This is a genomic window from Micromonospora sp. NPDC049230 (assembly GCF_040647875.1).
Classification (GTDB): Bacteria; Actinomycetota; Actinomycetes; order Mycobacteriales; family Micromonosporaceae; genus Micromonospora.
This window is the reverse complement of sequence record NZ_JBEZCZ010000063.1, coordinates 1-23362: the sequence shown is the minus strand read 5'-3', so window position 1 is coordinate 23362 and position 23362 is coordinate 1. Positions and strand designations below refer to the sequence as shown.

Sequence of the window (23362 nt, the reverse complement as noted above, 5' to 3'; positions counted from 1 at the left end):
CTGCATCGGAATGCTGACGGCATGCGCAGAAGACGGATCCTTGGGACTCTCTTGCCGCTGCCACTGCTCAGCCTTCTGACCGCCTGCACTCCACCCGACGAGCCCCTCGTCGCCCTCGCCGTCCATGATGGTCAACCGGTCGGCGTCCTGGTGACCTGCGGCGACAGATCTCCACAACTCGACGTCTACGAGAACCACCCGGACGACGGGACCCAGCACCCGCTGACCAGGTGGGCCGTCAGCGGCCCATCCACGAGCGACATCGTGGAGGTTGTCCTGCTCGGTCAGCCGCCGGATGGCTGGGAGGTCCACGCCGCCACCGACTTCTCCGACTCGGGGTTGGGGACTGTGGTGGACGTCGAGCCGCTCACCGAACTGCGGCCAGAGGTCACCTACAGCGTCGGCGGGCGCAGCGGGCATAACGCCATCTCTGTCGATTTCACCCTCGCGGATCTCCCGCGGATCGGCCCGGACCAGGTGCTGGCGCCGCGGGGGCGCGATTCGACGAAGATCGTGTCGCGGAAGACCTTCCAGCGCAAGGCCCGCGACAGTTGCTGACGAAAGGCGTCGCCGTACGCGGCGTGCCCGAGGGCCGACGGGTCCGATGCATACCGAGCCGAACCGCCGCTCAACAACGTCGAGTGCGAGCGGAGTCGCCGATTACAGTTTTGGGAGAGAAATCAGGGAGATGAGACCGATCTAACAGGCCGGCGGTTCCGTAAAGCTGCTCGGGCAATCGCAGAACGTCATTTAAGCGAGACTTAATCGTCGCAGCGGGAAGCGGGCCGGGGGTGCACTCGTATTCTTCGTTCTCGGAAGAAAGGTGCACCCCCGTTGATTAGTCTGCGACCCACCCCTGGACAACGTCGTTCCGTCACCGCCGCCCTGTTGCTGCTGAGCGTGGCGCTCGCCGGCGGATGCAAGGAGGTCCCGAGCGCCCCCGTGGCGTCCAGTCCATCGAGCGACGCCGGCATCGGTTCGCCCGCCCCGGAGGCACCGACGTCCAATGTCCCGGGCGACGCGTCCGGCACGCACGGCACGCCGAGCGCCTCTCCGACCCCGTCCCCCTCGGGAAAGCCGGCGACCCAGTCGACAAACGCCGCACCGCCGACCGCAGTCGGTGGCTGGATCACCATCGACCCGGCCGCGCAGGCCGCCGCGACCAGTGCGTTCTTCGCCCGCAAGCCCAAGCCCGTGACCGGCAACCCGGTGAAGGTGCCCGAGTTCAACGTCGGCTGCAAGACCAGCCACCACAACAGTGACGACCCGATCGTGCTGCCCAAGCTGGTCGGGGCCTCGCACAACCACACGTTCTGGGGCAACACGTCGACCGACGCCAACTCGACAGCCGAATCGCTGCGGGCGTCGAAGGCGACCACCTGCAACTCGCCCGACGACCAGTCCGCCTACTGGGTGCCCACGATGTACCAGAACGGCAAGGTCGTGGACCCGACGGAGGTGACCGTCTACTACGGTTCACGTCTCAAGGACCCGAGCAAGACCCAGCCCTTCCCGTTCGGCCTGCGAATGATCACCGGTAACGCCAAGAATCAGGTCGACACCCCGGACAAGCAGGGCAACCACTTCTGGTGCGCCGGCATCGGCGGCGAAATCGGCCGCAGCGCCGACAAGACCTTCCCGGTCTGCGCCAAGACCGCGAACATCGTCCGGCAGATCACCTTCCCGGACTGCTGGGACGGCAAGCACCTGGACAGCCCGGACCACAAGGCGCACATGGCCAACGGCGACCACACCGGGGCCTGCCCGAAGAGTCACCCGGTGCCGGTCCCCTCGGTGTCGTTCGTGATCTCCTACCCGCTGAGCGCGAACACGGACGGCATCACCCTCGCGTCCGGCACCTCGTTCTCCATGCACGCGGACTTCTTCAACGCCTGGAAGGACGAGGCGCTCGCCGCACGGGTGCGCAACTGCCTCGACCAGGGCGTGAAGTGCGACTCGGCAGGCAACTTCTAGCGCCCACGACGCAACGGCCGGTCACCCCCCACTCGGGGGTGACCGGCCGTTGTCGCCTGAAGCCGCTAGAGCCGTGCGGCGCCGGCTGCGGTGGCCTCCTGGACCGCCGAGGTACGACGGGTCTCGGCCCGCTGGTCGCCGGCGTCCTCCCGGTCCGGAGCTGCCACGCGGGCGGCTCGGTTGCTGCTCGCCGCCGCCTGCTCGCCGGTCACGCCGCCGCGGATCCGGTTGTTCGCGGCCACCTGGGCGGCCGGGTCGTTCGACGTGACGGTCAACCCACCGTTGATGATGTTGTCGTCGACGGTGACGCCACCGGTGGTGCTGGTGACGCTGACGTCCGTGCCCCAGTAGCTACCGGAGGCGCAACTGTCGAGGGTGCCGTTCGGGCCGAGTTGCACACCACCGAGGTTGCCGGCGAAGGTGGCCCGCCCCCGGACCGCGCTGCCGCACACCACGCTGCCGGTGGCGCTGTTCAGCACCGACAGCGTGCCGTCGACGAACGAGTCGTGTACGTCGGTGTAGTAGGTGCCGGTGCTGCTGACGTTGCGTTGCACCTGGGTGCCGCGGTCGATCCGGACCTCACCGGCGCCGGCGGTGACGGTCCCGGCGATCGTCGACTGCTCCACGAACAGGAAGCTGTCGATTGTCGCGGTGCCCTTCGGCCGCACCGTCACGTTGCCGCTGCGGGCGTCCTTGAAGAAGAGGCCGTACCCGCCTGCGGCCAGCACCACCTGGCCGTCGACGCTCGTCTCGGTGGCGTCGAGGTAGCCGTCCGCGGCGACGCGTACCTCACCGCTGATCCGGCCACCGGCGACCACCAGGTTGCCGCCGGCCGCGACTGTGACGTTGCCGGTGATCGTGGTGCCGGTCAGCGCGCAGGACTCGCCGGCCGGTACGAGCAGGTCGTTGGGCACGGTCACGGCACCACCGGTGCCGATGCAGTGGGTGACCAGGTCGGCGTGTGCGGTGGGCGCCACCGCGAACACCGAGGCGGCGACGACGGCGCTCACTGTGGCGAGCTTGGCGACGGTACGTCGGGGCATCGTTGTACTCCCTGTCGATGAGGTTCGAGGACTCATGCGCCGACGTCCGATCGGGCCGCGGCCCGGACGATGGCGCCCTGCTGCCGCCGGTTGAGCGTGCCGCCGGTCACGAGCGCGGCGGTGACCGCCTCGACGTGCCGGACGAACGCGGCGTGGCCGGGGTAGTCGGCGTGTTCGTCGATCAGATCGTTGACGGTGCAGCCGTCGCCGGTGTCGACGTTCGCCACTCCGGTGTCGTCACCGTCGATGATCACCGTGGCCCGGGTGTCCGACGCGGGGCAGCCGTCGGTGCCGTCGGCCACCACAGTGAACGTCGTGGACTGCTCGGTGGAGGCGTTTCCGGCGGTGTCGGTGGCCCGGTACCGCACTGTGTGCGCGCCGAGGGCCCGGACGGCGACCGGGCTGGCGTACGCGGTCCAGGCACCGGTGTCGAGTGCGTACTCGATGGACGCCACGCCCGAGCCGTCGTCGGTCGCGGTGACGGTGACCGTCGCGCCGCCGACGTACGCGCCGTCGTCGTTGCGCTCACCGGCCACCGTGGCGGCGACGGTGGGTGGGGTGGTGTCCTCGGCCTGCGGCTGCACGACGGTGAAGTGGGCCATCTGCTCGGCCGACGTGTTCCCCGCGACGTCTGTCGCCCGGTAGTGCAGCATGTGCATGCCCACCGAGGTCACGACGACCGGGTTCGTGTACGCGGTGAAGGCGCCCCCGTCCAGCGCGTACTCGATGGTGGCGACGCCGGACCCGGCATCGGTCGCGGTCAGCGTGACGGTGGCCGTACCGATGTAGTTGCCGTCGCCGTCCTGCTCGCCGGCCGGCGTGGCCGTGACCACCGGCGCGGTGGTGTCCTCCTCGCTCGGCTCGACGACGCGGAACGACACCGAGCCGACCGCGCTGGTGTTGCCGGCCTGGTCGGTGGCCCGGAACTGCACCGAGTGGTCGCCGACCGCGGTCACGGCCACCGGCTGGGTGTACGGCTGGAAGCTGGTGTCGTCGACCTGGTATTCGATGGTGTCCACCCCGGAGTCGGCGTCGGTGGCCGTGACGGTCACCGTGGCCGCTCCGAGGTAGTTGCCGTCGGCATCGCGGTCACCGGAGACGGTGGCGTCGACAGTCGGCGGCGTGGTGTCGCCGCCGCCTCCGCCGTCGGTGACGACGAGTTCGCCGACCATCTGGCTGTGCCCCGGGATCGAGCAGAAGTAGCGGTACCGACCCGGGGTCAGGTTCACCGTCGCCTGGTGGCGGCCGTCGTTGGCGTCGAACGGGTTGGCCAGGATGTTGAGCGTGACGTCGTGGTTGTAGCCCTCGGTGCTGGTGTCGAAGGTCAGCGTGTGCGGCATCCCGGTGGTGTTGCCGGTGGCCGCGCTGTTCTCCCAGATGATGGTTGTCGCGCCGGCCACCGCCTGGGCGGGGGCGGACTTGTAGCGGGTGGTGTTGTCGTCGGCGGTCCAGGTCAACACCTGGTCCGCGGCGACACGCGGGGCGGCGGAGGCGGGCGGCGCGGCCAACGGGACCACCGTCAGCAGGAGCGCCGACAGCGCGGCAATGAGTCGTCGGGTCATCGTTTCTCCTAGAGTTCCCGCACGCGGATGTTGCGGAACTCGGCCAGGTCGTTGTCACCGTGGTTCTGCAGACCGATGAAGCCGCTGAGGAACTGCCGCAGGTCGGTCGGCGGATCGCCGGCACGGGAGGACTGTTTGCCGGGCGTGTTGTCGAACTCGTTGATCACCACGCCGTTGCGGATCATCGTGTAGTGCTGGCCGACCACGCGGATCTCGTAGTCGTTCCACTCGTTCTTCGGGGTGACGCCGGCCTGGGCGAGCGGCACCGGGTCGAAGTTGTAGACCGAGCCGGTCTTCTGCGGTTCCCCGGTCTCACCGTCGTAGATCTGGATCTCGTGTCCACAGTAGATGGCCATCCAGGCCGGCGAGGTCCGGGCCGATCCGACGGTGCCGCAGCTGCCCTCCGGTCGCTGCTCGAGCGGGGTTCGCAGGTCCGGGAAGCGGATGAAGACACCGGTGTTGGCCCGTCCGGTGCCGGGGGCGATGTCCCGGAACTGGAGCTTCAGTGAGAAGTCGGCGAGCTCCTTGGTGTGCCAGAGCATGCCGAGGCCCCCGCTGGAGCGCAGCGACCCGTCCGGCTGGATGCTGAACGATCCCGTCGGGGCCTGCTGCCAGCCGAGCAGCGACTCGGCGGTGCCGTCGAAGAGTGGCTCGTACCCGGTGTGGCCGGTGCGCCCGATCTCGGACGCGGCGGCCAGCCGGGTCAGCGTGCCGCTCTCCCGGGCGTTGAGCAGACCGTCGTCTTGGAGCGTGCGGGTCACCGCCGTCACGTGGCGGACGAAACTGTTGTGGTCGGCCCAGGTGCTCTCGTCGTCGATCAGGTCGTTGACCGTGCAGCCCTGCCCGACAGTACGGCTGGGCACCCCGGTGTCCGTGTCGCCGAGCCACACGTTCTGCCTGTCGTCCGGCACCGCGCAGCCCACCGTGACGGTGGTCTGCACCGTGGCCGTCTCCCCGTCGGCGTAGGTGACGGTCAGCTTCGCGGTGTAGGCGCCGACCCTGGCGTACGTGTGCCGGGGGTTCACCTCGGTCGACGTGGTGCCGTCGCCGAACTCCCAGCGGTGGCTGACGCCGCCGGAGCGCGCGCCGTCGAAGGCGATGGTCAGGGGCTTGTTCTGCACGGCGACGGCGTTCGCCGCAGGTGCGGGGGTGGGTGCGCCGCCGGTGTAGGTGATCCGGATGAGCTTCTGGTTGGGGTGCAGGCTGAAGAACCCGCCTCCGTAGTCCAGCAGGTAGAGCGCGCCGTCCGGGCCGAACTTGGCGTCCATCCAGCTCTGCAACCGGGTGTCGCCGTTGCCGCTGGGGATGATGGCGCGCAGCGACTCCGCGTAGACCGGTGGGGCCGCCGTCGGCACCCCGGCCTCGTCGACGGTGACCGCGACCCGGTTTGCGGCGTTCGACTGGTCACCGATGAACCACTTCTCGTCCCAGTACGCCGGCCAGGCCACGGTGCTGTTCGGGTCGACCCGGTCGCGGTGGTAGGTCGGGCCGGACATGATGGCCTGTCCGCCGCCGCGCAGGTACGGCTGGGTGTAGGTGGCATCGGCAGCGACGTAGGTGGGCAGGTCGCTGCCGTCGTCGCGCTTCGGGAAGACCGGGCCGCCGCCGTCCGGCGAATACCAGATCATGTTGTCCCGGGCCGCCGGGATGTCCACGAGTCCGGTGTTGCGCGGGGAGGTGTTCTTCAGGTTGTCGCAGTCGTACCAGCCGGTCAGCACGCTCGCGTCGGTGCTGCTGCGGTCCCGGTACGGCTGCCGGTTGCCCATGCAGTACGGCCAGCCCTGGTTGCCGGCCGAGGTGATGATGGTGGCGGTCTCGTACTTGGCCGGGCCGAGCGTGGGGCTTGGCGACGCGGCGTCCGGGCCGACCCAGCCGGCGGTCAGCCACTGGTGCTCCGGGTCGATCTGGAGGCGGGCGATGTTGCGCACGCCCATCACGTAGATCTCCGGCCGGGTCTTCTCGGTGCCCGGCGGGAAGAGGTTGCCCTCCGGGATGGTGTACGTCCCGTCGGCCTCCGGGTGAATCCGGATGATCTTACCGGCGAGGTCGTTGGTGTTGCCCGAGGTGCGACGGGCGTCCTGGAACGAGATGCCCTGGTATTCCTGGGTCCAGTTGTTGCCCGAGTAGCCCTGCGACCCCTCGGAGGAGTTGTTGTCGCCGGAGCCGACGTAGAGGTTGCCCTTGGCGTCGAACGCCATGCCGCCCCCGGCGTGGCAGCAACTGTGGATCTGCACCGGGAATTTCAGCAGGTCCTTGCGGGTGGCCTGGTCGATTGTCTGCTGCTCGCGGTCGTAGGTGAACCGGGAGACGGTACGCTGCCCGACCCGCTGCACCCGGTCGATCGACTCGTGCGGCATCCAGTAGACGTAGAGCCAACCGTTCTGGGCGAACGCGGGGTCGGGCACGATGCCGAGCAGACCCTCCTCGTTCTTCACCAACTCGGAGCCGCTGCCCCGGTTGCCCATCACCTCCAGGGTGGTGAGCAGTTTGACCTGCTTGGTCCGCGGGTCCCAGGAGTGGATGGTGCCGCAGCCCAGGCCGACGTTCGGGTTGGTCCAGTCCTCGATCGGGCCGCTCGGGCAGGCCGCCTTGCCGACGTAGAAGACGGTGCCGTCCGGCGCGATGGTGAGGCCGTGCGGCTCGCCGATCTGGTCCAGCTGCCCGGTCTGGTTGGCCGCGGTGAGTCGCTCCACCTTGTAGTTCGCGGCGATCGTGGCCTGGCAGTCGCCGCGTACGCGGCCGGTGGTCCAGTTGAGGGCCCCGGTGAGGTGTGCGCGGAACGCCTCCTCACCGTAGCTGCCCTCGGTGTGGCCCATGCCGGTGTAGAACGACCGGCCACCGTCGTAGTCCCGGCACCAGGACACCGGGTGGAACGGGCCGTTGGCCCCCGGCCCCGGATCGTAGTGCCGCTCCTCGACCTGGGCGAGCGTGTGCACCGTACCGATCGGGTTCGGGTCCCAGTTGTCCCAGCGGTCGGACCGGGTGACGGTCCGGGGCAGCGACGCGGTGGCCGGGTGTTCACGGTCCAGGATGTCGACCACGGCCCGGTTCACGGGGGTCGGCGGCGGCGCGGTGGCCGTGCCGGTGAACAGGCGCAGGTCGGCGAGCTGGATCAGCGGCTCCCCGCTGTTGGCGGTGATGGTCAGCCGGTACCGGGTGAACTCCTGCGGCGTGGCGATGTCGAACCGGCGGGTCTGGAACCGCTCCGCGAAGCTCTGGTTGGTGCGGCGGTCCAGATCGGACCAGTTCTGCCCGTCGGTGGAGCCCTGTAGGGTCCAGTCCTTCGGGTCCCGCCCGACGAAGTCGTTGGCCGACGTCAGCGCGTACCCGGTGATCCGCTTGGGCGCGGCCAGTTGGTAGGCCACCCACGCGGTGGGGGTGCGGACCAGCCACTTGGTGTTGGCGTCGCCGTCGGTCAGCTTTTCCTTGGTCTCGGTCGGCGGGTTCTCGCCGCTGGCGGTCACCGCGGCCACCGGCTCGGCCACCGGGATGGCGCCCGCCGGGCGGGTGCCGATCAGCCCGGTGAACCAGGCCGAGTCGACCTGGGCGCGGGCGGCGTCGGCGATGCCGACGAAGCCGCCGCCGGCCTTCATGTAGCTCTGTAGCGCCGACTCCTGGTCGCGGTTGAGCGCGGCGCCCGTCGCGGAGAGAAACACCACGCTGCGGTACGCGGACAGCCCGGTCGCGGTGAACACGCCCGGGTCCGTGGTGGCCGTGACATCGATGTCATGACCGGCACCAAGTTGTTTGATGGTGTCCACCGCGCGGGACACCGGGTCCTGCTGCTCGGCCACCGGCCCGTGGAACACGAGGACCGCGGCCTTCTGCGGCTGCGCCGCCGGTGCGGCTGCCGGTCGTGGTGCCGCTGCCGATCCCGGTGCGGCTGCCGCCGTCGACGCCGCGATCAGTGCCGCGAAGGCCGCCATCGCGGCAAGGGCTCGTCGTGGTTGTCTGGTCATCCCCGTCCCCACTTTCGGTTGGGTCAGCCTGCGTGCGTGTGGGTGTGGCCCTGGAACCGGTGGATCGCTTCCTCGGCGCCCGGTGGCATGCTGCCGTCGGCGTTGCGCACCAGGAAGATCCCGGCCATGCCGCCGTCGGAGTGGTTCTGCACGTGGCAGTGGTACATCCACGCCCCCGGTCCGACGCCCTCGCCGGCCAGCACCTGGAAGCCGAACGAACTGCCCGGGTTGAGGTCCTTGTTGTCGATGACCAGGCTCGGGTCGCTCGGCCCCTCCAGCATTCCGGTGCGGTTGTCGGCCCAGCGGTGGGCGTGCAGGTGGAAGGTGTGGAACAGGTTGCCGTGCCCGATGGCGATCCACTCCACCCGCTGGCCCAGGTTCGCCTCGAACATGGGCGTCTCCGGTGCCATCCGGTTGTTGATCGACATGTCGTGGAACACGACTGTGAACTGCTTCTCCGGCAGGATGTCGCCCCGGCGGCGGACGATCAGCGCGCCGTACAGCCCCTTGGCCACCCCGGCGGTGCCGTGGTCGGTGCCCATGGCGTGGTCGTGGTAGTGCCAGTAGCCGGCGCTGCCCGGCATGAACCGCCGGCCCGCCGCGGCGACCATCTCCCGGGAGCGCCAGACGTAGGTCCGCGTCTCGCCCGGGTTGTTGAACGACGCGTTCAACGGGCTGCCGTCCGACTCGGTGCTGTAGTCCACCCCGTGCGGATGGATGGAGAGCCGCTGGCTTGTGGTGTTGACCAGGGTGATCTCCAGGGTGTCGCCCTCGTACATCTCCAGGAGCGGGCCCGGCACCGTGGCCTGGCCGGGTGCCAGGCCGTAGCCGAACAGGCCGCCGGGCAGCTGCTCGGCGTAGATGGTGACCTTCTTCGTGACGCCGGCGGCGGCCTGCGCGGGGCTACCGCCGAACGCGGTGCCGATCGCGGGGGTGGCCGCGCCCAGCGCACCGGCGGCGAGCGCCCCGGTGGCGATCAGGGATCTGCGGGACAGCTGGCGTGGGGCGCCAACGACGTGCTCGTCCATGGGTCTCCGTTCCCGACCGGGCGAAGACGCGACGAGGGCAGGGTGCGACGAACCCCGAACACAGGGCGGCAGCACGACTGGGGTGAGGCTCGTCGCGGACTTTGCTCGGAAGACTCAGAGCTTTCGGTGGATGTCTGCAACTTATGTAGTCCATCGACGAAAGTCCAGGTCTGGTTGCAAAAAGATTACCTTGACATCACGACGTTCGTCGATTGACATGATCCTGACACGAACCCGCCCACAGCGCACGACGCCGGGCCGCCTCGATGAGGCAGCCCGGCGGGCAGACGTACGGGAGGGGTCGTCAGAGACGGTGTCGGTCGTCGGCCGGCAGGCTCGCCGCCGGCGGCGGCTCCGGCGACTGGTCGGGCTGACCGATGTGGGCGACCCGGGTCGGGTCGAGGACCCGGGAGAGGAACGCGCGGGTCCGTTCGTGCTGCGGGTTGCCGAGCACCTCCTGCGGCGGCCCCTGCTCGACCACCACGCCCCCGTCCATGAACACCACGCGGTCGGCGACGTCGCGGGCGAACGCCATCTCGTGCGTCACCACCATCATCGTCATGCCGTCCTCGGCGAGCTTGCGCATGACGGTGAGCACGTCGCCGACCAACTCCGGGTCGAGCGCGGAGGTCGGCTCGTCGAAGAGCATCAGCTTCGGCTCCATCGACAGGGACCGGGCGATCGCCGCCCGCTGCTGCTGCCCACCGGAGAGTTGCGCCGGGAACACGTCGGCCTTGTCGGTCAGCCCGACACGGTCCAGGTTGGCCCGGGCGACGCGCTCGGCCTCCGCCCGGCCGCGCCGCAGCACCCGGCGCTGGGCGATGGTGAGGTTGTTCAGCACCGTCAGGTGCGGAAACAGGTTGAACGACTGGAAGACCATGCCGATGCCGCGACGGACCGCGTCGATCTCGACGTCCGGGTCGGTCATCTCGACGCCGTTGACCCAGATCCTGCCGGCCGTCGGCTGTTCCAGGAGGTCGACGCAGCGCAGCAGTGTCGACTTGCCGGACCCGGACGGCCCGATCACACAGACCACCTCGCCCTGGCCGACCTCGAAGTCGATGCCCTTGAGCACCTGGAGGGGCCCGAAGGACTTGTGCAGGTCGCGGATCTCGACGGCCGGGCGGGGCGCAGTGCTCGTCATGGGGGTCACCGGGCCTTGGCGTAGCGGAGTTCGAGGCGGCGTACCACCTGGGACAGGGGCAGGGTGATGATCAGGTAGGCGAGACCGGCCACCAGCAACGGGGTGGCGTTCACCCGGTCGTTCAGCATGTCCCGGCCGAACTTGGTGACCTCGATGGTCTGCGCCGTCACACCCAGCACGTACGCCAGCGACGAGTCCTTGGTGAGCAGGATGAGTTCGTTCGTCAACGGCGGGATCACGATCCGGAACGCCTGCGGGATGACGATCGTGCGCATCGCCGTGAAGTGCGACATGCCGAGGGTGCGGGCCGCCTCCATCTGCCCCTTGGGGACGGCCTGGATGCCGGCCCGGATGGTCTCCGCCATGTACGCGGCGGCGGTCAACCCGAGACCGATCGCGATCGAGCCGAACACACCGCCCGGGATCTCCCGCTCGGGGAACGCGATGGGGATGCCGTACCCGACGAGGAAGAGCACCAACAGCGCCGGCAGACCCCGGAAAAGCTCGATGTACGCCGTCGCCAGCCAGCGGTACGGGGCCACCCGGGACAGCCGCATCAGCGCGAGGATGGTGCCGAACACGAGACCGAAGGCGAACGCGCCAAGCGTGTAGAGAACGGTGTTGCGCAGCGCGACGGTGATGATCGTCGGGAACATCGACTTGATGATGTCGACGCGGAAGAACGCGTCGGCCAGCCGGTCCCAGTCCGCGGCGAAGAGCACCACGGCGATGACGGCGATGAAGACCAGATACTGGAGCCCGAGGAACAACCGCTCCCGCTGGCGGCGTCGCAGCTTCACGTTCGCTCGTTGCCTTCCCGGAGGTAACCGACACGGAGGGCGCACGGGACGCGCGTCCTCCGGTACCGCGCTGTACTCAGACGCTCGGCCGCTTGCCGATCCACTTCTCGTAGATCTTGTCGTAGGTGCCGTCCTGCTTGGCCTTCGCCAGCGCCTCGTTCATCTTCTTGAGCAGTTCCGGGTTGCCGTCCTTCTTCACCGAGAAGCCGTACTGCTCGCCGGTGTCGAACTCGGCGGCGACCTGAAAACCGCCCGGGTTCTTCTTCAGGTACTCGGTCCAGACCGGCAGGTCGTTGATGGCGGCCTCGACCTGGCCGTTGGCGACGGCCTGCTGCTGGGCGGCGAGATCCTCGAACTCGACAAGCTTGAGACCCTTCTCCGCCTCGAACTTCTTGGCGTAGTCACGACCGGTGGTGGCCGCCTGGACGCCGAGCTTCTTACCCCTGAGGTCGTCCAGCGTCTTGTACGACTTGCCGGTCTTCACCAGCATCGCCTGGGTGGCGTCGAAGTACGGGTCGGAGAAGTTCATCACCTTCTGCCGTTCCGCGGTGATCGTCATGCCGGCGGCGGCCGCGTCGCACTTGCCGGTGTTGAGATCCTGGCCGGACTTGATCCCCTCGAACGGGGTGTCGATGATCGTCTGCTGGACGCCCAGGTCCTTGGCGACCAGGTCCATGATCTCGACGTCGAAGCCGGTCACCGTGCCGCTGGCGTCCTTCGACTGGAACGGCGGGTACGGCAGGTGGGTGCAGACGGTCAGCTTGCCCGCCTCGACCAGCTTGACGCCGCTCGCCTGGACCTCGCTGTCGTCCTTCTTGGCGCACCCCGCGCTCAGCGCGAGGGCGGCGACGGCCACGACGAGGCCGGCCTGACGGGCGGCGCTGGGAAACCTCACGGCTGTGTCCCTCCGGTTCGGCTTCCATTGCATAGAAAGCCAATCTGGTTCATAGACTTTGCGATAAGCGACCGTACCCGATCCCGGCGTGTCGCTCCCAGAGCACGCTGCGGCCGTGCGCGCGAGGCGATTGCCGGCACCCGCCGGCAAACCCGACAGTCGCGCAGCAACGAGCCCTCAGCCGCCGGTGCCCTCGGCCTCCCCGTCCGGGGTGAAGGCCGACCCTTCGGGGTCTGTGGTGAGGAACACGTGTTGATGGCCGTGGCCGGCGTCGATGCTGACCTGGTCGAGCTGGGTCGCCGCGACCGACCAGATCGTCACGGCCTCGGCCGCCTGCCGCGCGGTGAGGTCCAGCAGGGCCGCGCGTTGTGCCGCCGGCGCGCTGGCGGCCAGCGCGTAGGAGTCGACGGCGAGGCCGGCCTGCTGGATCGCCCCGCGCAGCCCGCCTCGCGCCACGTTCGTGGCGGTGCTCCCCGAGGGCGGGTCGGCGAACGGTTTGGCAGCTTCCCGCATGGTCTCCTGCCACCGCCGGGCCTGCGCCGGATCGGGTGCCCGCCCGGCCGTCGTGTCCGCCTTGAGGGTGGTCAGGATGGGGGCGATCTGGGCACTGACGCGGCGGGCCGTCTCGGTCAGCTCGACGATCTGCTGCGCGTCCCGCTTCGCGTCGGCCTCTTTGATGCTCGCGATGGACGCCTCGGTGGCGTCCGGTCGGCCCGCCTGGTAGCCGATCAGCCCACCCAACAGGGCGGTGACGAGTGCGATCGCCCCGGCGACCGCCACGACCCGGACGGTGCGGCGACGACGCACATCGGGATTGTCGGACAGGTAGGAGGGCCGGCCGGTGCGGCGCGCCATCGCATCTCCTCACGTCGATGGTCGGTGGGGCCACAGGTTAGCCGTCGCACGGGACGCCCGTCGATAGCTGTCGCCGGCTTCGTGGGTGGGTCGGTGGTGCCGCGGAGTCGGCCGAGCCCCGGCCGTTCCCTCGCGGGATCGGCCGGGGCTCGTCGCTGTCGAGCTGATCAGGCGATGTCGAACCGGTCCAGCTCCATGACCTTGGTCCAGGCGGTCACGAAGTCGGCCACGAACTTGTCGCGGGCGTCCTGGCTGGCGTAGACCTCCGCGAGGGCGCGCAGCTGGGAGTTGGACCCGAAGATGAGGTCGACCGCGGTGGCGGTCCACTTCACCTCGTCGGTGGCCAGGTCACGGATCTCGTACACGTGCTCGTCGGACTTCGACACGCTCCACCGGGTGCCCGGGGAGAGCAGGTTGGCGAAGAAGTCGTTGGTGAGCACGCCCGGCCGGTCGGTGAGGACGCCGTGCTGGCTGCCGCCGGTGTTGGCGCCGAGCGACCGCAGGCCTCCGATGAGGACCGTCATCTCCGGCGCGGTGAGGTTGAGCATGTAGGCGCGGTCGACGAGGAGCACCTCCGGCTGGGTCTTCTCGCCCGCACGCAGGTAGTTGCGGAAGCCGTCGGCCCGGGGCTCGAGGACCCGGAACGACTCCGTGTCGGTCTGCTCCTGGGTGGCGTCGGTGCGGCCCGGCCGGAACGGCACTGTCACCTCGACGCCGGCGTCCCGCGCCGCCTTCTCGACCGCTGCCGAACCGGCCAGCACGATCAGGTCGGCGAGCGAGATCTTCGCGCCACCGGCGGCGTTGAAGTCCCGCTGGATGCCCTCCAGGGCGGTCAGGACCGTCGCCAGCTGCTCCGGCTGGTTGACCTCCCAGCTGCGCTGCGGCTCGAGACGGATCCGCGCGCCGTTGGCGCCACCGCGCTTGTCGGTGTGGCGGAAGCTCGCGGCGGACGCCCAGGCGGTGGAGACCAACTGGGCGGTGCTCAGACCGGAGTCCAGGACCTTCGCCTTGAGCGCGGCGATGTCGGCGTCACCCACCAGCTCGTGGTCGACGGCCGGCACCGGGTCCTGCCAGAGCTGCGGCTCCGCCACCCACGGGCCGAGGAAACGCTCGATCGGGCCCATGTCGCGGTGCAACAGCTTGTACCACGCCTTGGCGAAGGCCAACGCGAACTGGTCGGGGTTCTCCAGGAAGCGGCGGGAGATCTTCTCGTACGCCGGGTCGACCCGCAGGGACAGGTCGGTCGTGAGCATCGTGGGCCGGTGCTTCTTCGCCGGGTCGAACGGGTCCGGGATGATCGCCTCGGCGTCCTTGGCGACCCACTGCTTTGCCCCACCCGGGCTGGTGGTCAGCTCCCACTCGTAGCCGAACAGGATCTCGAAGAAGCGGTTGCTCCACTGCGTCGGCACGTCGGTCCACGTCACCTCGAGACCGCTGGTGATCGTGTCGGCGCCCTTGCCGCTGCCGTGGTTGCTCAGCCAACCCAGGCCCTGCGCCTCGATCGGGGCACCCTCGGGCTCGGGGCCCACGTGGTTGTCGGCGACACCGGCACCGTGGGTCTTGCCGAAGGTGTGGCCACCGGCGATGAGGGCGACGGTCTCCTCGTCGTTCATGGCCATCCGGCCGAAGGTCTCGCGGATGAAGTGCGCCGCCGCGGCCGGGTCGGCGTTGCCGCGCGGGCCCTCCGGGTTGACGTAGATGAGGCCCATCTCGGTCGACCCCACGCCGGCCGCCATCTCCTTCTCGGAGGCGTAGCGCTCGTCGCCGAGCCAGGTGTCCTCCGGGCCCCAGAAGATCTCCTCGGGCTCCCAGACGTCCTCGCGGCCGAAGCCGAAGCCGAAGGTCTTGAAGCCCATCGACTCCAGGGCGACGTTACCGGCGAGCACGAGCAGGTCGGCCCAGGAGATCTGCTGGCCGTACTTCTGCTTGACCGGCCACAGCAGCCGGCGGGCCTTGTCCAGGTTGGCGTTGTCCGGCCAGCTGTTCAGTGGCGCGAAACGCTGGCCGCCGTCGCCGGCACCGCCGCGCCCGTCCTCGATGCGGTACGTGCCGGCGGCGTGCCAGCTCATCCGGATCATCAGGCCGCCGTAGTGGCCGAAGTCGGCCGGCCACCAGTCCTGCGAGGTGGTGAGGACCTCGGTGATGTCGCGCTTGAGGGCCTCGACGTCGAGCTTGGCGAACTCCTTCGCGTAGCTGAAGTCGGCACCCAGCGGGTTGCCCTTGGACGAGTGGGCGTGCAGCACCGAGAGGTCGAGCTGGTTGGGCCACCAGTCCCGGTTGGTGCGCGGGCGACCGCCGGTCTTCGGGGTCGGCGAGTCGATCGCCGGGTTCTCGCTCTCGCTGCCGTGCGCGGTCACCGAGTCGTGCGCGACCGGGCAGCCGGCGGCTGCCTTCTGGTCCACGCCCTGCGCGCTGGTGGGGCCGTTGTCCTGGGTGTCGCTCATGAACTTCCTTCCGAGCTTGCGGATCTCTGGGGCGTACGTTCGGTCGCGCAGTCGGGACAGATGCCCCAGTAGACGACCTCCGCCTCGTCGATCACGAAACCGTGGTCGACCGAGGCGGTGAGACAGGGGGCGTGACCGACGGCGCACTCGACGTCGGCGATCGCGCCGCAGGAGCGGCACACGACATGGTGGTGGTTGTCCGCGACCCGGGACTCGTAGCGGGCGGTCGCTCCGGCCGGCTGGATGCGCCGCACCAGGCCAGCCTCGGTGAGCACACGCAGCACGTCGTACACCGCTTGATGGGAGATCGTGGGATGATCCGCCCGAACCAGCGCGATCACCGCGTCGGTGCCGACGTGCGGGTGGTCGCGCAACGCCGCGAGCACCGCCAGTCGGGGCCGGGTGACGCGCAGCGAGGCGGCCCGCAGTTGCGCCTCGAAGTCGGACATCACCTGGCGAACACTAGCTCACTATTCTGGAACGGATCAAGTTTTGCGCCCTTCCGTGTGCCGGCGTGGCTGACAGATTCACCCCCGGTTCACCCGGGCGGCGAAAAAAGTCCGGGCAGCCATGTCGAGACCCGGTGGGCGGCTCCGTCCCCGAGGTGAGCGCGACCACAACTGATCGGTCGCACCGGCACCGAGGAGCACACGATGGCGAAGTACCTGCTGCTCAAGCACTACCGCGGCGGCCCGGCCGGGGTCAACGACGTACCCATGGACCAGTGGACGCCGGAGGAGATCTCGGCGCACGTGACGTACATGCGGGACTTCGCGGCACGGCTCGAGCAGACCGGCGAGTTCGTCGACGGCCAGGCCCTCGCCCCCGAGGGCGCCTGGGTCCGCTACGACGGCGAGGGTCGCCCGCCGGTCACCGACGGCCCGTTCGCCGAGACCAAGGACCTCATCGCCGGCTGGATGACGATCGACGTCGACAGCTACGAGCGCGCCGTCGAGTTGGCCGGGGAGCTGTCCGCCGCCCCGGGCAAGGACGGCAAGCCGATCCACGAGTGGCTTGAGCTGCGCCCGTTCCTCACCGAGCCGCCCACCATCACGGAGTGACAGTCTCATGAACGAGGCCCTGATCCGGAGCCTCACGCCGAGCGTGCTCACCGTCCTCGTCCGCCGCGGAGCTGACTTCGCGGCGGCCGAGGACGCCGTGCAGGACGCGCTGCTCGAGGCGGTCCGCACCTGGCCGGCCGACCCGCCGCGGGATCCGAAGGGCTGGCTGATCACCGTGGCCTGGCGCCGGTTCCTCGACGCGACACGCGCCGACGCGGCCCGCCGCCGACGTGAGGACGTCGTCGAGGAGGAGCCGCCGCCCGGCCCCGCGAGCGCCGTGGACGACACCCTCCAGCTCTACTTCCTGTGCGCCCACCCGTCGCTGACCCCGGCGTCGGCGGTCGCGCTCACCCTGCGTGCCGTCGGTGGGCTGACCACCCGCCAGATCGCCCAGGCCTACCTGGTACCCGAGGCGACGATGGCGCAGCGCATCAGCCGGGCCAAACGCACAGTCTCCGGGGTGCGCTTCGACCAACCCGGAGACGTCGCCACCGTGCTGCGCGTCCTCTACCTGGTCTTCAACGAGGGCTACTCCGGCGACGTCGACCTCGCCGCCGAGGCCATCCGGCTCACCCGGCAGCTCGCGGCCTCGATCGGCCATCCCGAGGTGGCCGGGCTGCTCGCCCTCATGCTGCTGCACCACGCCCGACGGGCCGCCCGGACCGCGCCCGACGGCAGCCTGGTGCCGCTGGCCGAGCAGGACCGCCGCCGGTGGGACACCGCGTTGATCGCCGAGGGGGTCCAGATCCTGCAGGCGGCCCTCGCCCGCGACCGGCTGGGCGAGTTCCAGACCCAGGCCGCCATCGCGGCACTGCACGCCGACGCGCCCACCGCCGAGGAGACCGACTGGGTGCAGATCGTCGAGTGGTACGACGAGTTGGCGCGCCTGACCGACAACCCGGTGGTCCGACTCAACCGCGCGGTGGCCGTCGGCGAGGCCGACGGTGCCCGCGCCGGTCTCGCGGCGCTCGGCGTCCTGGACGACTCGCTGCCCCGCCACACGGCGGTGGCGGCGTACCTGCACGAGCGCGACGGCAATGTGGCCACCGCCGCACGGCTGTACGCCGAGGCGGCCCGGAAAGCCCCCAACCTCGCCGAGCGCGACCACCTGACCCGCCAGGCCGCCCGGCTCAATACGCTTCGGGGTGGCTGACCGGTCACGTCGCGGTGACACCGGTCCCTGCCGCGCCCCGGGGTCGACCGGCGACGGTCCGGAAAGTCTCCGGAAATTTCGGCGAGCACTACTCGGGCCCCCACCTGTCCTGAGGACCGCACGGATGACAGTGCTGGGCCCTGATCGATTACTGACCTGGATGGATAGTTGTCGGCGCCGATGGCATTGTTGCCACCCTGTTTCCGAGAATTGTTGACAAGTCGACGACTGGGTCAATACGGTCGCCATCGACGGGGTTCAATCGCCGTCAGCACCAACCACCACTATCCACTCCTGCGGTCGTCGTGCAGGACGACCGGCCCACCACCGAGCGGTACAACGCCGTGGCCGTTACCCGACCACCGGCAGCCTGCCGAGGCGTACCGCGCTGCTGGCCCCCGCCAGCCGTCACGAGGAGGCACCAGTTACATGACCGACACCAGCCACACCACACCAAGAGGGCGCGGCCGCATGCGGCTGCTCCTCGGTGCCGCGTGCGCCGCCGTGCTGGCCGTCGCCGGCACGATGACGGCCACCAACGCGTACGCCGAGGCCGACCGGACCCTCACGTCGAGTCTCACCGGCACGCACAACGGCTACTACTTCTCCTTCTGGAAGGACGGCGGCAACGCCAGCATGACGCTGCGCGCCGACGGCCGTTACTCCAGCAGTTGGGACCGCAGCACCAACAACTGGGTCGGCGGCAAGGGCTGGGCCACCGGCAGCCGGCGGACCGTCAGCTACTCGGCCACCTACAACCCGGGCAACAACAACACCTACCTCGCCCTGTACGGATGGACGCGCAACCCGCTCATCGAGTACTACGTGGTGGAGAACTTCGGCAGCTACAACCCGAGCAACGGCGCCACCCGGTTGGGCACTGTCACCACCGACGGCGGCACCTACGACATCCTGCGCAGCTTGCGGACCAACGCCCCCTCGATCGACGGCAACCAGACGTTCTACCAGTACTGGAGCGTCCGCCAGCAGAAGCGTTCGAGTGGCACCATCACCACCGCCAACCACTTCGACGCCTGGGCCCGCGCCGGCCTGAACCTCGGCACCAACCACGCCTACCAGATCATGGCCACCGAGGGCTACCAGAGCAGTGGCAGCTCCGACGTCACAGTCCGCGAGGGCAGCGGCGGCAACCCCACCTCCGGGCCGACCACCGGCAACCCAGGAGGCGGCAACTGCACCGCGACGCTCTCCGCCGGCCAGCAGTGGGGTGACCGGTTCAACCTCAACGTCGCGGTCAGCGGCACCAACAACTGGGTCGTCAGCCTCGGTCTGGGCGGCGGCCAGAGCATCCAGAACAGCTGGAACGCCTCGGTCAGCGGCACCAGTGGCACCGTCACCGCGACACCGAACGGCAACGGCAACAACTTCGGGATAACGGTCATGGCCAACGGCAACTGGAATTGGCCGACTGTCACCTGCCGTACCAGTTGAATCTGATCGGCGTCTGACAGCACAGCACTGGCGTGGTGGCTCCGGCCGCCACGCCAGTGCCGCGTCCGCGTGCCAGTCCTGCTCGGTGGATCGGGTGGCACGGCAATGGCGTGCTCGTGGCCTTCGCCGTCGTCCATCAGCCCCGTGGCGACGCGCTCCCCCCGGTCGTCCCCGCCGTCGGTTCCTCGCTCGTTTCCTCCGCCGGGTTCCCGGAGGGGTCCGCCGGCGGCTCCTCCGTCGGTGCCGCGGTCGGTGCCGCCGACGTCTCGCCCGTCGGGTCTGCTGTCGGGTCCTCGTCGGCGCTCCCGGAGGTGGCGGGGGTCGGAGGATCGCCACCGCTGTCGTCGGGTGGCGCGGACTGGTCGGGCCCCGCAGCGGGACCAGAGGCCGTCGGAGTCGGGGATCCGGACGCCCGGACCGGCAGGCCAGCGGGGCCGGTCGTGGCCGGTTGTCCCCCACCGGCACCCGGGCCGGTGTCGCTGCCAGTGTCGGTGCTGCCGATGTCGAGGTCGGTGTCGGTGTCGGTGCCGCCATCGCCCGGCGCCGAGGGCGACACCGCGGGAGGCGTCGAGGGTCGCCCGGTCGGGCCGGGCAGCATCCCGGTGGGGTCGCCGAACACCAGGACGGCAGCCGCGGCGGCCACCGACCCGAGCAGCACCGCGAGGACCCGAGACCCGGAACCGCCCGCCCGACCCGGCGCACCGCCGTGGCCCGGTCCGAGGACGGCCGTCCGCTCGTCTCGTCCCCCGATCGAGGCCGCCCCGGCGGCGGTCCGGTCCGGGTGGTCGGGCGGGCCCGCGAGGGTCTGCGCCGCGGTGGCCATGGCCGCCGCCGTCGGGAATCGGCGGGCGGGCTCCTTGGCCATCGCGGTGGCGACCAACCGCCGCACCGCCGCCGGGATGCCCTCGGGCAGCGGCGCCGGGTCCTCCTCAAGGTGCCGCAGCGCCACCGCCACCGCGTTCTCGCCCTGGTGCGGGGGCCTCCCGGCGAGGCAGTGGTAGACGACAGCGCCCAGCGCGTAGATGTCGATCGCCGGGCCGATCTCGTTCTTCGAGATCTGCTCCGGCGCCATGTACAGGGCGGTGCCGACGACCTGGTTCGTGCCGGTCAGGCTCGCCGCCTCCTGGGTCACGGCAACCCCGAAATCGACGAGTACGACGTGCCCGTCGGGCTCGATGATCAGATTGTTGGGTTTGACGTCGCGGTGGACGACGCCGGCGTCATGGGCGGCCTGGAGGGCCCGGGCGGTCTGCGCGGCGATCGACATCGTCTCGGCCACGTCCAGTCGGCCTGCCTCGGCGATCCGCTCCGACAGGGGCTGGCCCTGCACGCACTCCATCACGATGTAGGCGAGGACCGGCTCTCCGGAGCGGGTCACCTCGCCGTAGTCGTAGACCTGGGCGACGCCCGGGTGACGCAGAGCCGCCATCGCCCGCGCCTCGCGGCGGAACCGCTCGCCGAAGCCGGCGTCGCTGACCAGCCGAGCCTGCAGCGTCTTGACCGCCACGCAGCGGTCCAGGGTCTCGTCGACCGCCCGCCACACATCGCCCATGCCGCCGCTGGCGATGCTTTCGACAAGGCGGTAACGGTCTCCGACGAGTTGCCCCATACTCGGCATAAAGCCTCCCGTACCCCGGATCCGCCGATCCCAAGCGCCCTCTCGCCGTGCCCGGCCCCGCGCGGCGCGCGACGGGGCCGGGTCGGCGACGTTCGGGCCGGTCAGCTGGCCAGGGTGCTGAGCAGGGCGTTCGCCATGCCCTGCTCACCCCGGGCGTTCGGGTGGAAGGGGGCTGCCGAGTTCTGTGGCACCAGCCCCTCGATCCACCGGGTGCCGCTGCCCTTGCACGCGTCGCGCCCGATCGACGGGGTGTAGACGTCGGCGTAGGCGGCGCCGTTCGCGGTCGCGGTGCTGGCCAACATCGCGTTGAGGGACTTCTCGACGCCGCGCAGGTACGGCACGTCCTGGTAGGCGATCGGGACGACCGGCCAGCAGCCGTAGCCGGTGTCCGGCAGGATCGCCGGGTAGCCGAGGACCACGACCCGCGCGCCCGGCGCGGCCCGACGGACCCCCTGGAGCACTGCTGTCACCTTCGGCGTGGCTGCGGCGATCCGCGCCTGCAACTGGTCGACACCTCCGGCGGTGTACCGGTTCTTGCAGGGTGATCCGAGCGGACTGCTGAGGCTCGCCTGCGCACATTCGCCGATGATGCCGGCGAAGCCGATGTCGTTGCCGCCGATCTGCGCCGTCACCAGGGCAGTGGTCGACGTGACCGCGTTGAGCTGCGGTGGCAGCGTGGTGCCCAGCTGGCCGCTGCCACCGTAGAGGATGTCGTCGGTGGTGGCGCCGGAGCAGCTCACGTCGGCGAACGACGACGAACCGGCGGAGGCGGCCACCAGCGAGGGGTAGTTGCGGTTGGATCGCAGGCAGTTCAGGTCGACCTGGGTGGGGATCAGCGGGCCGGCCGTGTACGAGTCGCCCAGCGCGACGTATCGGCCGGTGGGCACTGCGGCGCTGGCGGGTGTGGCGACGGTGAGCAGCACACCGACGGTGGCCACGACGAGTGCGGCCAACCGGGTGGTTGCCCGCAGGCGGGGCAGGCGGGGACGGGTCATGACGCCTCCCAGAGGGGATCACGGGGGTGGTGCCGAGATCCTGTCGCCGCCGACGCCGCACGTCAATATCGATGAGCCTCACTAAATGCTGGTCCGAGGTGTGGGATGACGCGGTGGTGCTCAGCCCAGCGGCGCATACCACTGGGCGCCGGTGACCAGGACCCGCCTGAACTGCTGGCGATTCCACTCGACCCGCATGCCGTGCCTGCGCAGCACCGGGAACACGACGTCGTCGAGCAGCCGCTCCAGGTCGGCCTGGTAGTGGGCCTGCTGCTCGGCCTCCGACAGGTCGGCGTAGGCGACCTCGTCGAAGTCGACCGACGGGTAGGCGCCGTAGCCGAGGTAGACCGACCCGTCGCCGCTGGCGATCAGCGACTCGGTGTCCTGCTGGTGGTACCAGACGTAGCCGTGCCAGTGCCGGGAGTCGTCCCGCTCGTCATGGATCTCGGCGCTCGCGCAGGTGCCACAACAGCTGAAGTTTTCCCGGGCCAGCCAACCCAGCTCGTTGAGCTCGGCGAAGGCGCGGGTGAGGTTGCTCCGCACCTCACCCCACCCCCGCTGCTGCGCCCGCCGCGCAGCGGACGCCTTCTCGTGCGCCGCGATCAGCTCCTCGTCCGTCGCGCCGCAACGCTCGTCGTCGTCGTCGAAGTAGTCGACGAACTCGTCGGCGTCGGTCTCACCACGGACGATCCAGGCCCAGAGCTCGTCCTCGATCGCGCTGCGCCCCGGCTCGGGAATCCGGTCGGTCAGGAACCGGGCGCCGTCGGGGCGATCGTTGTATGTCCATCCAGTCACGGCGACGATGGTCACACGGACCTACGACGCTCACCGCGAAGGGTGGCTACCGCCCGGCCGGCACCTGGTCCTTGACATCGTCGTAGCCAGCCTTGCCGGGTGCCGCGCCCGGCGCGTAGATCACGCGCAGCACGCCCGTCGGGAACGCCTCGGTCGCCACCACTCGCAGGTGGTACGCCGTGTCACCCTCGTCGAACAGCTTTCGGCCCTTGCGCGCCGCCACCGGATGCACGAGCAGGCGCAGCTCGTCGACAAGCCCGGCGGCGAGCAGCTGCTGCACGACCGAGATCGAGCCGGGGATGAGGATGCCGCGCACCCCGTCATCGGCCTTGAGCGACCTGACGGCGTCGAGGAGGTCACCGGCGATCAGCTCCGAGTTGCGCCAGGAGAACTCCAGTGGTTGGCGGGAGACGACGATCTTGCGCATGTCGCCGAGTTGCTTGGCGAACGGCGCGTCCTCGCCACCCGCGGCCTCCCGGCCGGGCCAGGCGCCGACCCAGCCCGCACCCGCGGGCAACCGTGAAGGCGCCCACCCCACCGGGCTATCTCACCCGGCCGTTCCAACCCCCGGCCGCGACCACCGG

General features: G+C 70.0%; 18 protein-coding genes and 1 pseudogene. 5 read left to right on the top strand and 14 right to left on the bottom strand.

The window, feature by feature from the left end:
- Positions 1–21: 21 nt before the first annotated feature.
- Positions 22–558, top strand: a complete 537-nt coding sequence (locus tag AB0A95_RS32575) for a hypothetical protein (RefSeq protein WP_357559579.1) — start codon at positions 22–24, stop codon at positions 556–558.
- Between the two features lie 276 nt (positions 559–834).
- Positions 835–1974: a DUF1996 domain-containing protein gene (locus tag AB0A95_RS32570; protein ID WP_357559578.1), complete on the top strand. Its 1140-nt coding sequence runs from the start codon at positions 835–837 to the stop codon at positions 1972–1974.
- A 65-nt stretch (positions 1975–2039) separates the two neighbouring features.
- On the opposite strand, the gene AB0A95_RS32565 is transcribed toward AB0A95_RS32570, so the two are convergent.
- From AB0A95_RS32565 to AB0A95_RS32520, 10 genes are all read right to left on the bottom strand, one after another.
- Complete coding sequence (locus tag AB0A95_RS32565; protein ID WP_357559577.1) at positions 2040–3017, bottom strand: hypothetical protein; 978 nt, start codon at positions 3015–3017, stop codon at positions 2040–2042.
- A 32-nt stretch (positions 3018–3049) separates the two neighbouring features.
- Complete coding sequence (locus AB0A95_RS32560) at positions 3050–4579, bottom strand: plastocyanin/azurin family copper-binding protein (protein WP_357559576.1); 1530 nt, start codon at positions 4577–4579, stop codon at positions 3050–3052.
- Between the two features lie 8 nt (positions 4580–4587).
- The gene (locus AB0A95_RS32555) at positions 4588–8538 is read right to left on the bottom strand and encodes a ThuA domain-containing protein (protein WP_357559575.1); all 3951 of its coding nucleotides are present in this window, start codon (positions 8536–8538) and stop codon (positions 4588–4590) included.
- 23 nt (positions 8539–8561) lie between these two features.
- Positions 8562–9566: a multicopper oxidase domain-containing protein gene (locus AB0A95_RS32550; protein WP_357559574.1), complete on the bottom strand. Its 1005-nt coding sequence runs from the start codon at positions 9564–9566 to the stop codon at positions 8562–8564.
- 304 nt (positions 9567–9870) lie between these two features.
- Positions 9871–10710, bottom strand: coding sequence for an amino acid ABC transporter ATP-binding protein (locus AB0A95_RS32545; protein ID WP_357559573.1), 840 nt, complete (start codon positions 10708–10710; stop codon positions 9871–9873).
- Between the two features lie 5 nt (positions 10711–10715).
- Positions 10716–11510 (bottom strand): amino acid ABC transporter permease, encoded by a 795-nt coding sequence (locus AB0A95_RS32540; RefSeq protein ID WP_357065661.1) that lies wholly within the window; start codon positions 11508–11510, stop codon positions 10716–10718.
- A gap of 76 nt (positions 11511–11586) precedes the next feature.
- Entirely contained in the window at positions 11587–12405 is an 819-nt protein-coding gene (locus tag AB0A95_RS32535) for a basic amino acid ABC transporter substrate-binding protein (protein WP_357559572.1), read from the bottom strand.
- Between the two features lie 177 nt (positions 12406–12582).
- Positions 12583–13260, bottom strand: a complete 678-nt coding sequence (locus tag AB0A95_RS32530; RefSeq protein WP_357559571.1) for a hypothetical protein — start codon at positions 13258–13260, stop codon at positions 12583–12585.
- Positions 13261–13427: 167 nt separating this feature from the next.
- Positions 13428–15704 (bottom strand): catalase/peroxidase HPI, encoded by a 2277-nt coding sequence (gene katG, locus AB0A95_RS32525; protein ID WP_357559570.1) that lies wholly within the window; start codon positions 15702–15704, stop codon positions 13428–13430.
- Positions 15701–16156: a Fur family transcriptional regulator gene (locus tag AB0A95_RS32520; protein ID WP_357559569.1), complete on the bottom strand. Its 456-nt coding sequence runs from the start codon at positions 16154–16156 to the stop codon at positions 15701–15703. Before AB0A95_RS32520 ends, katG begins: the two co-directional genes overlap by 4 nt.
- Positions 16157–16357: 201 nt before the next feature.
- Here AB0A95_RS32520 and AB0A95_RS32515 point away from each other — a divergent pair, with 201 nt between their 5' ends.
- The 3 genes from AB0A95_RS32515 (at position 16358) to AB0A95_RS32505 (ending at position 19370) form a co-directional block, all read left to right on the top strand.
- The gene (locus AB0A95_RS32515) at positions 16358–16765 is read left to right on the top strand and encodes a YciI family protein (RefSeq protein ID WP_357559568.1); all 408 of its coding nucleotides are present in this window, start codon (positions 16358–16360) and stop codon (positions 16763–16765) included.
- A 7-nt stretch (positions 16766–16772) separates the two neighbouring features.
- Positions 16773–17918 (top strand): DUF6596 domain-containing protein, encoded by a 1146-nt coding sequence (locus AB0A95_RS32510; RefSeq protein WP_357559567.1) that lies wholly within the window; start codon positions 16773–16775, stop codon positions 17916–17918.
- A 429-nt stretch (positions 17919–18347) separates the two neighbouring features.
- On the top strand, positions 18348–19370 hold the full coding sequence (locus AB0A95_RS32505; protein ID WP_357559565.1) for a glycoside hydrolase family 11 protein: 1023 nt from the start codon (positions 18348–18350) through the stop codon (positions 19368–19370).
- A 136-nt stretch (positions 19371–19506) separates the two neighbouring features.
- Here the strand turns inward: AB0A95_RS32505 and AB0A95_RS32500 are convergent, their stop codons facing one another.
- From AB0A95_RS32500 to AB0A95_RS32485, 4 genes and pseudogenes are all read right to left on the bottom strand, one after another.
- Positions 19507–20988, bottom strand: coding sequence for a protein kinase (locus AB0A95_RS32500; RefSeq protein ID WP_357559564.1), 1482 nt, complete (start codon positions 20986–20988; stop codon positions 19507–19509).
- Between the two features lie 101 nt (positions 20989–21089).
- Complete coding sequence (locus AB0A95_RS32495; RefSeq protein ID WP_357559563.1) at positions 21090–21983, bottom strand: SGNH/GDSL hydrolase family protein; 894 nt, start codon at positions 21981–21983, stop codon at positions 21090–21092.
- Positions 21984–22103: 120 nt separating this feature from the next.
- A complete protein-coding gene (locus tag AB0A95_RS32490) occupies positions 22104–22778 on the bottom strand; it encodes a hypothetical protein (protein ID WP_357559562.1) in 675 nt (224 codons plus the stop codon).
- A 46-nt stretch (positions 22779–22824) separates the two neighbouring features.
- Positions 22825–23271 (bottom strand): annotated as a pseudogene (locus tag AB0A95_RS32485) (dihydrofolate reductase family protein); the annotation flags it as partial.
- Between the last annotated feature and the right edge of the window lie 91 nt (positions 23272–23362).

Bases quoted from the DNA above. Each gene is read 5' to 3' on its own strand.
- AB0A95_RS32495 (WP_357559563.1), bottom strand. From the start codon at position 21,983: ATGACCCGTCCCCGCCTGCCCCGCCTGCGGGCAACCACCCGGTTGGCC.
- AB0A95_RS32565 (WP_357559577.1), bottom strand. From the start codon at position 3,017: ATGCCCCGACGTACCGTCGCCAAGCTCGCCACAGTGAGCGCCGTCGTC.
- AB0A95_RS32505 (WP_357559565.1), top strand. From the start codon at position 18,348: ATGACCGACACCAGCCACACCACACCAAGAGGGCGCGGCCGCATGCGG.
- AB0A95_RS32500 (WP_357559564.1), bottom strand. From the start codon at position 20,988: ATGCCGAGTATGGGGCAACTCGTCGGAGACCGTTACCGCCTTGTCGAA.
- AB0A95_RS32550 (WP_357559574.1), bottom strand. From the start codon at position 9,566: ATGGACGAGCACGTCGTTGGCGCCCCACGCCAGCTGTCCCGCAGATCC.
- katG (WP_357559570.1), bottom strand. From the start codon at position 15,704: ATGAGCGACACCCAGGACAACGGCCCCACCAGCGCGCAGGGCGTGGAC.
- AB0A95_RS32510 (WP_357559567.1), top strand. From the start codon at position 16,773: ATGAACGAGGCCCTGATCCGGAGCCTCACGCCGAGCGTGCTCACCGTC.
- AB0A95_RS32515 (WP_357559568.1), top strand. From the start codon at position 16,358: ATGGCGAAGTACCTGCTGCTCAAGCACTACCGCGGCGGCCCGGCCGGG.
- AB0A95_RS32555 (WP_357559575.1), bottom strand. From the start codon at position 8,538: ATGACCAGACAACCACGACGAGCCCTTGCCGCGATGGCGGCCTTCGCG.
- AB0A95_RS32530 (WP_357559571.1), bottom strand. From the start codon at position 13,260: ATGGCGCGCCGCACCGGCCGGCCCTCCTACCTGTCCGACAATCCCGAT.
- AB0A95_RS32545 (WP_357559573.1), bottom strand. From the start codon at position 10,710: ATGACGAGCACTGCGCCCCGCCCGGCCGTCGAGATCCGCGACCTGCAC.
- AB0A95_RS32575 (WP_357559579.1), top strand. From the start codon at position 22: ATGCGCAGAAGACGGATCCTTGGGACTCTCTTGCCGCTGCCACTGCTC.
- AB0A95_RS32560 (WP_357559576.1), bottom strand. From the start codon at position 4,579: ATGACCCGACGACTCATTGCCGCGCTGTCGGCGCTCCTGCTGACGGTG.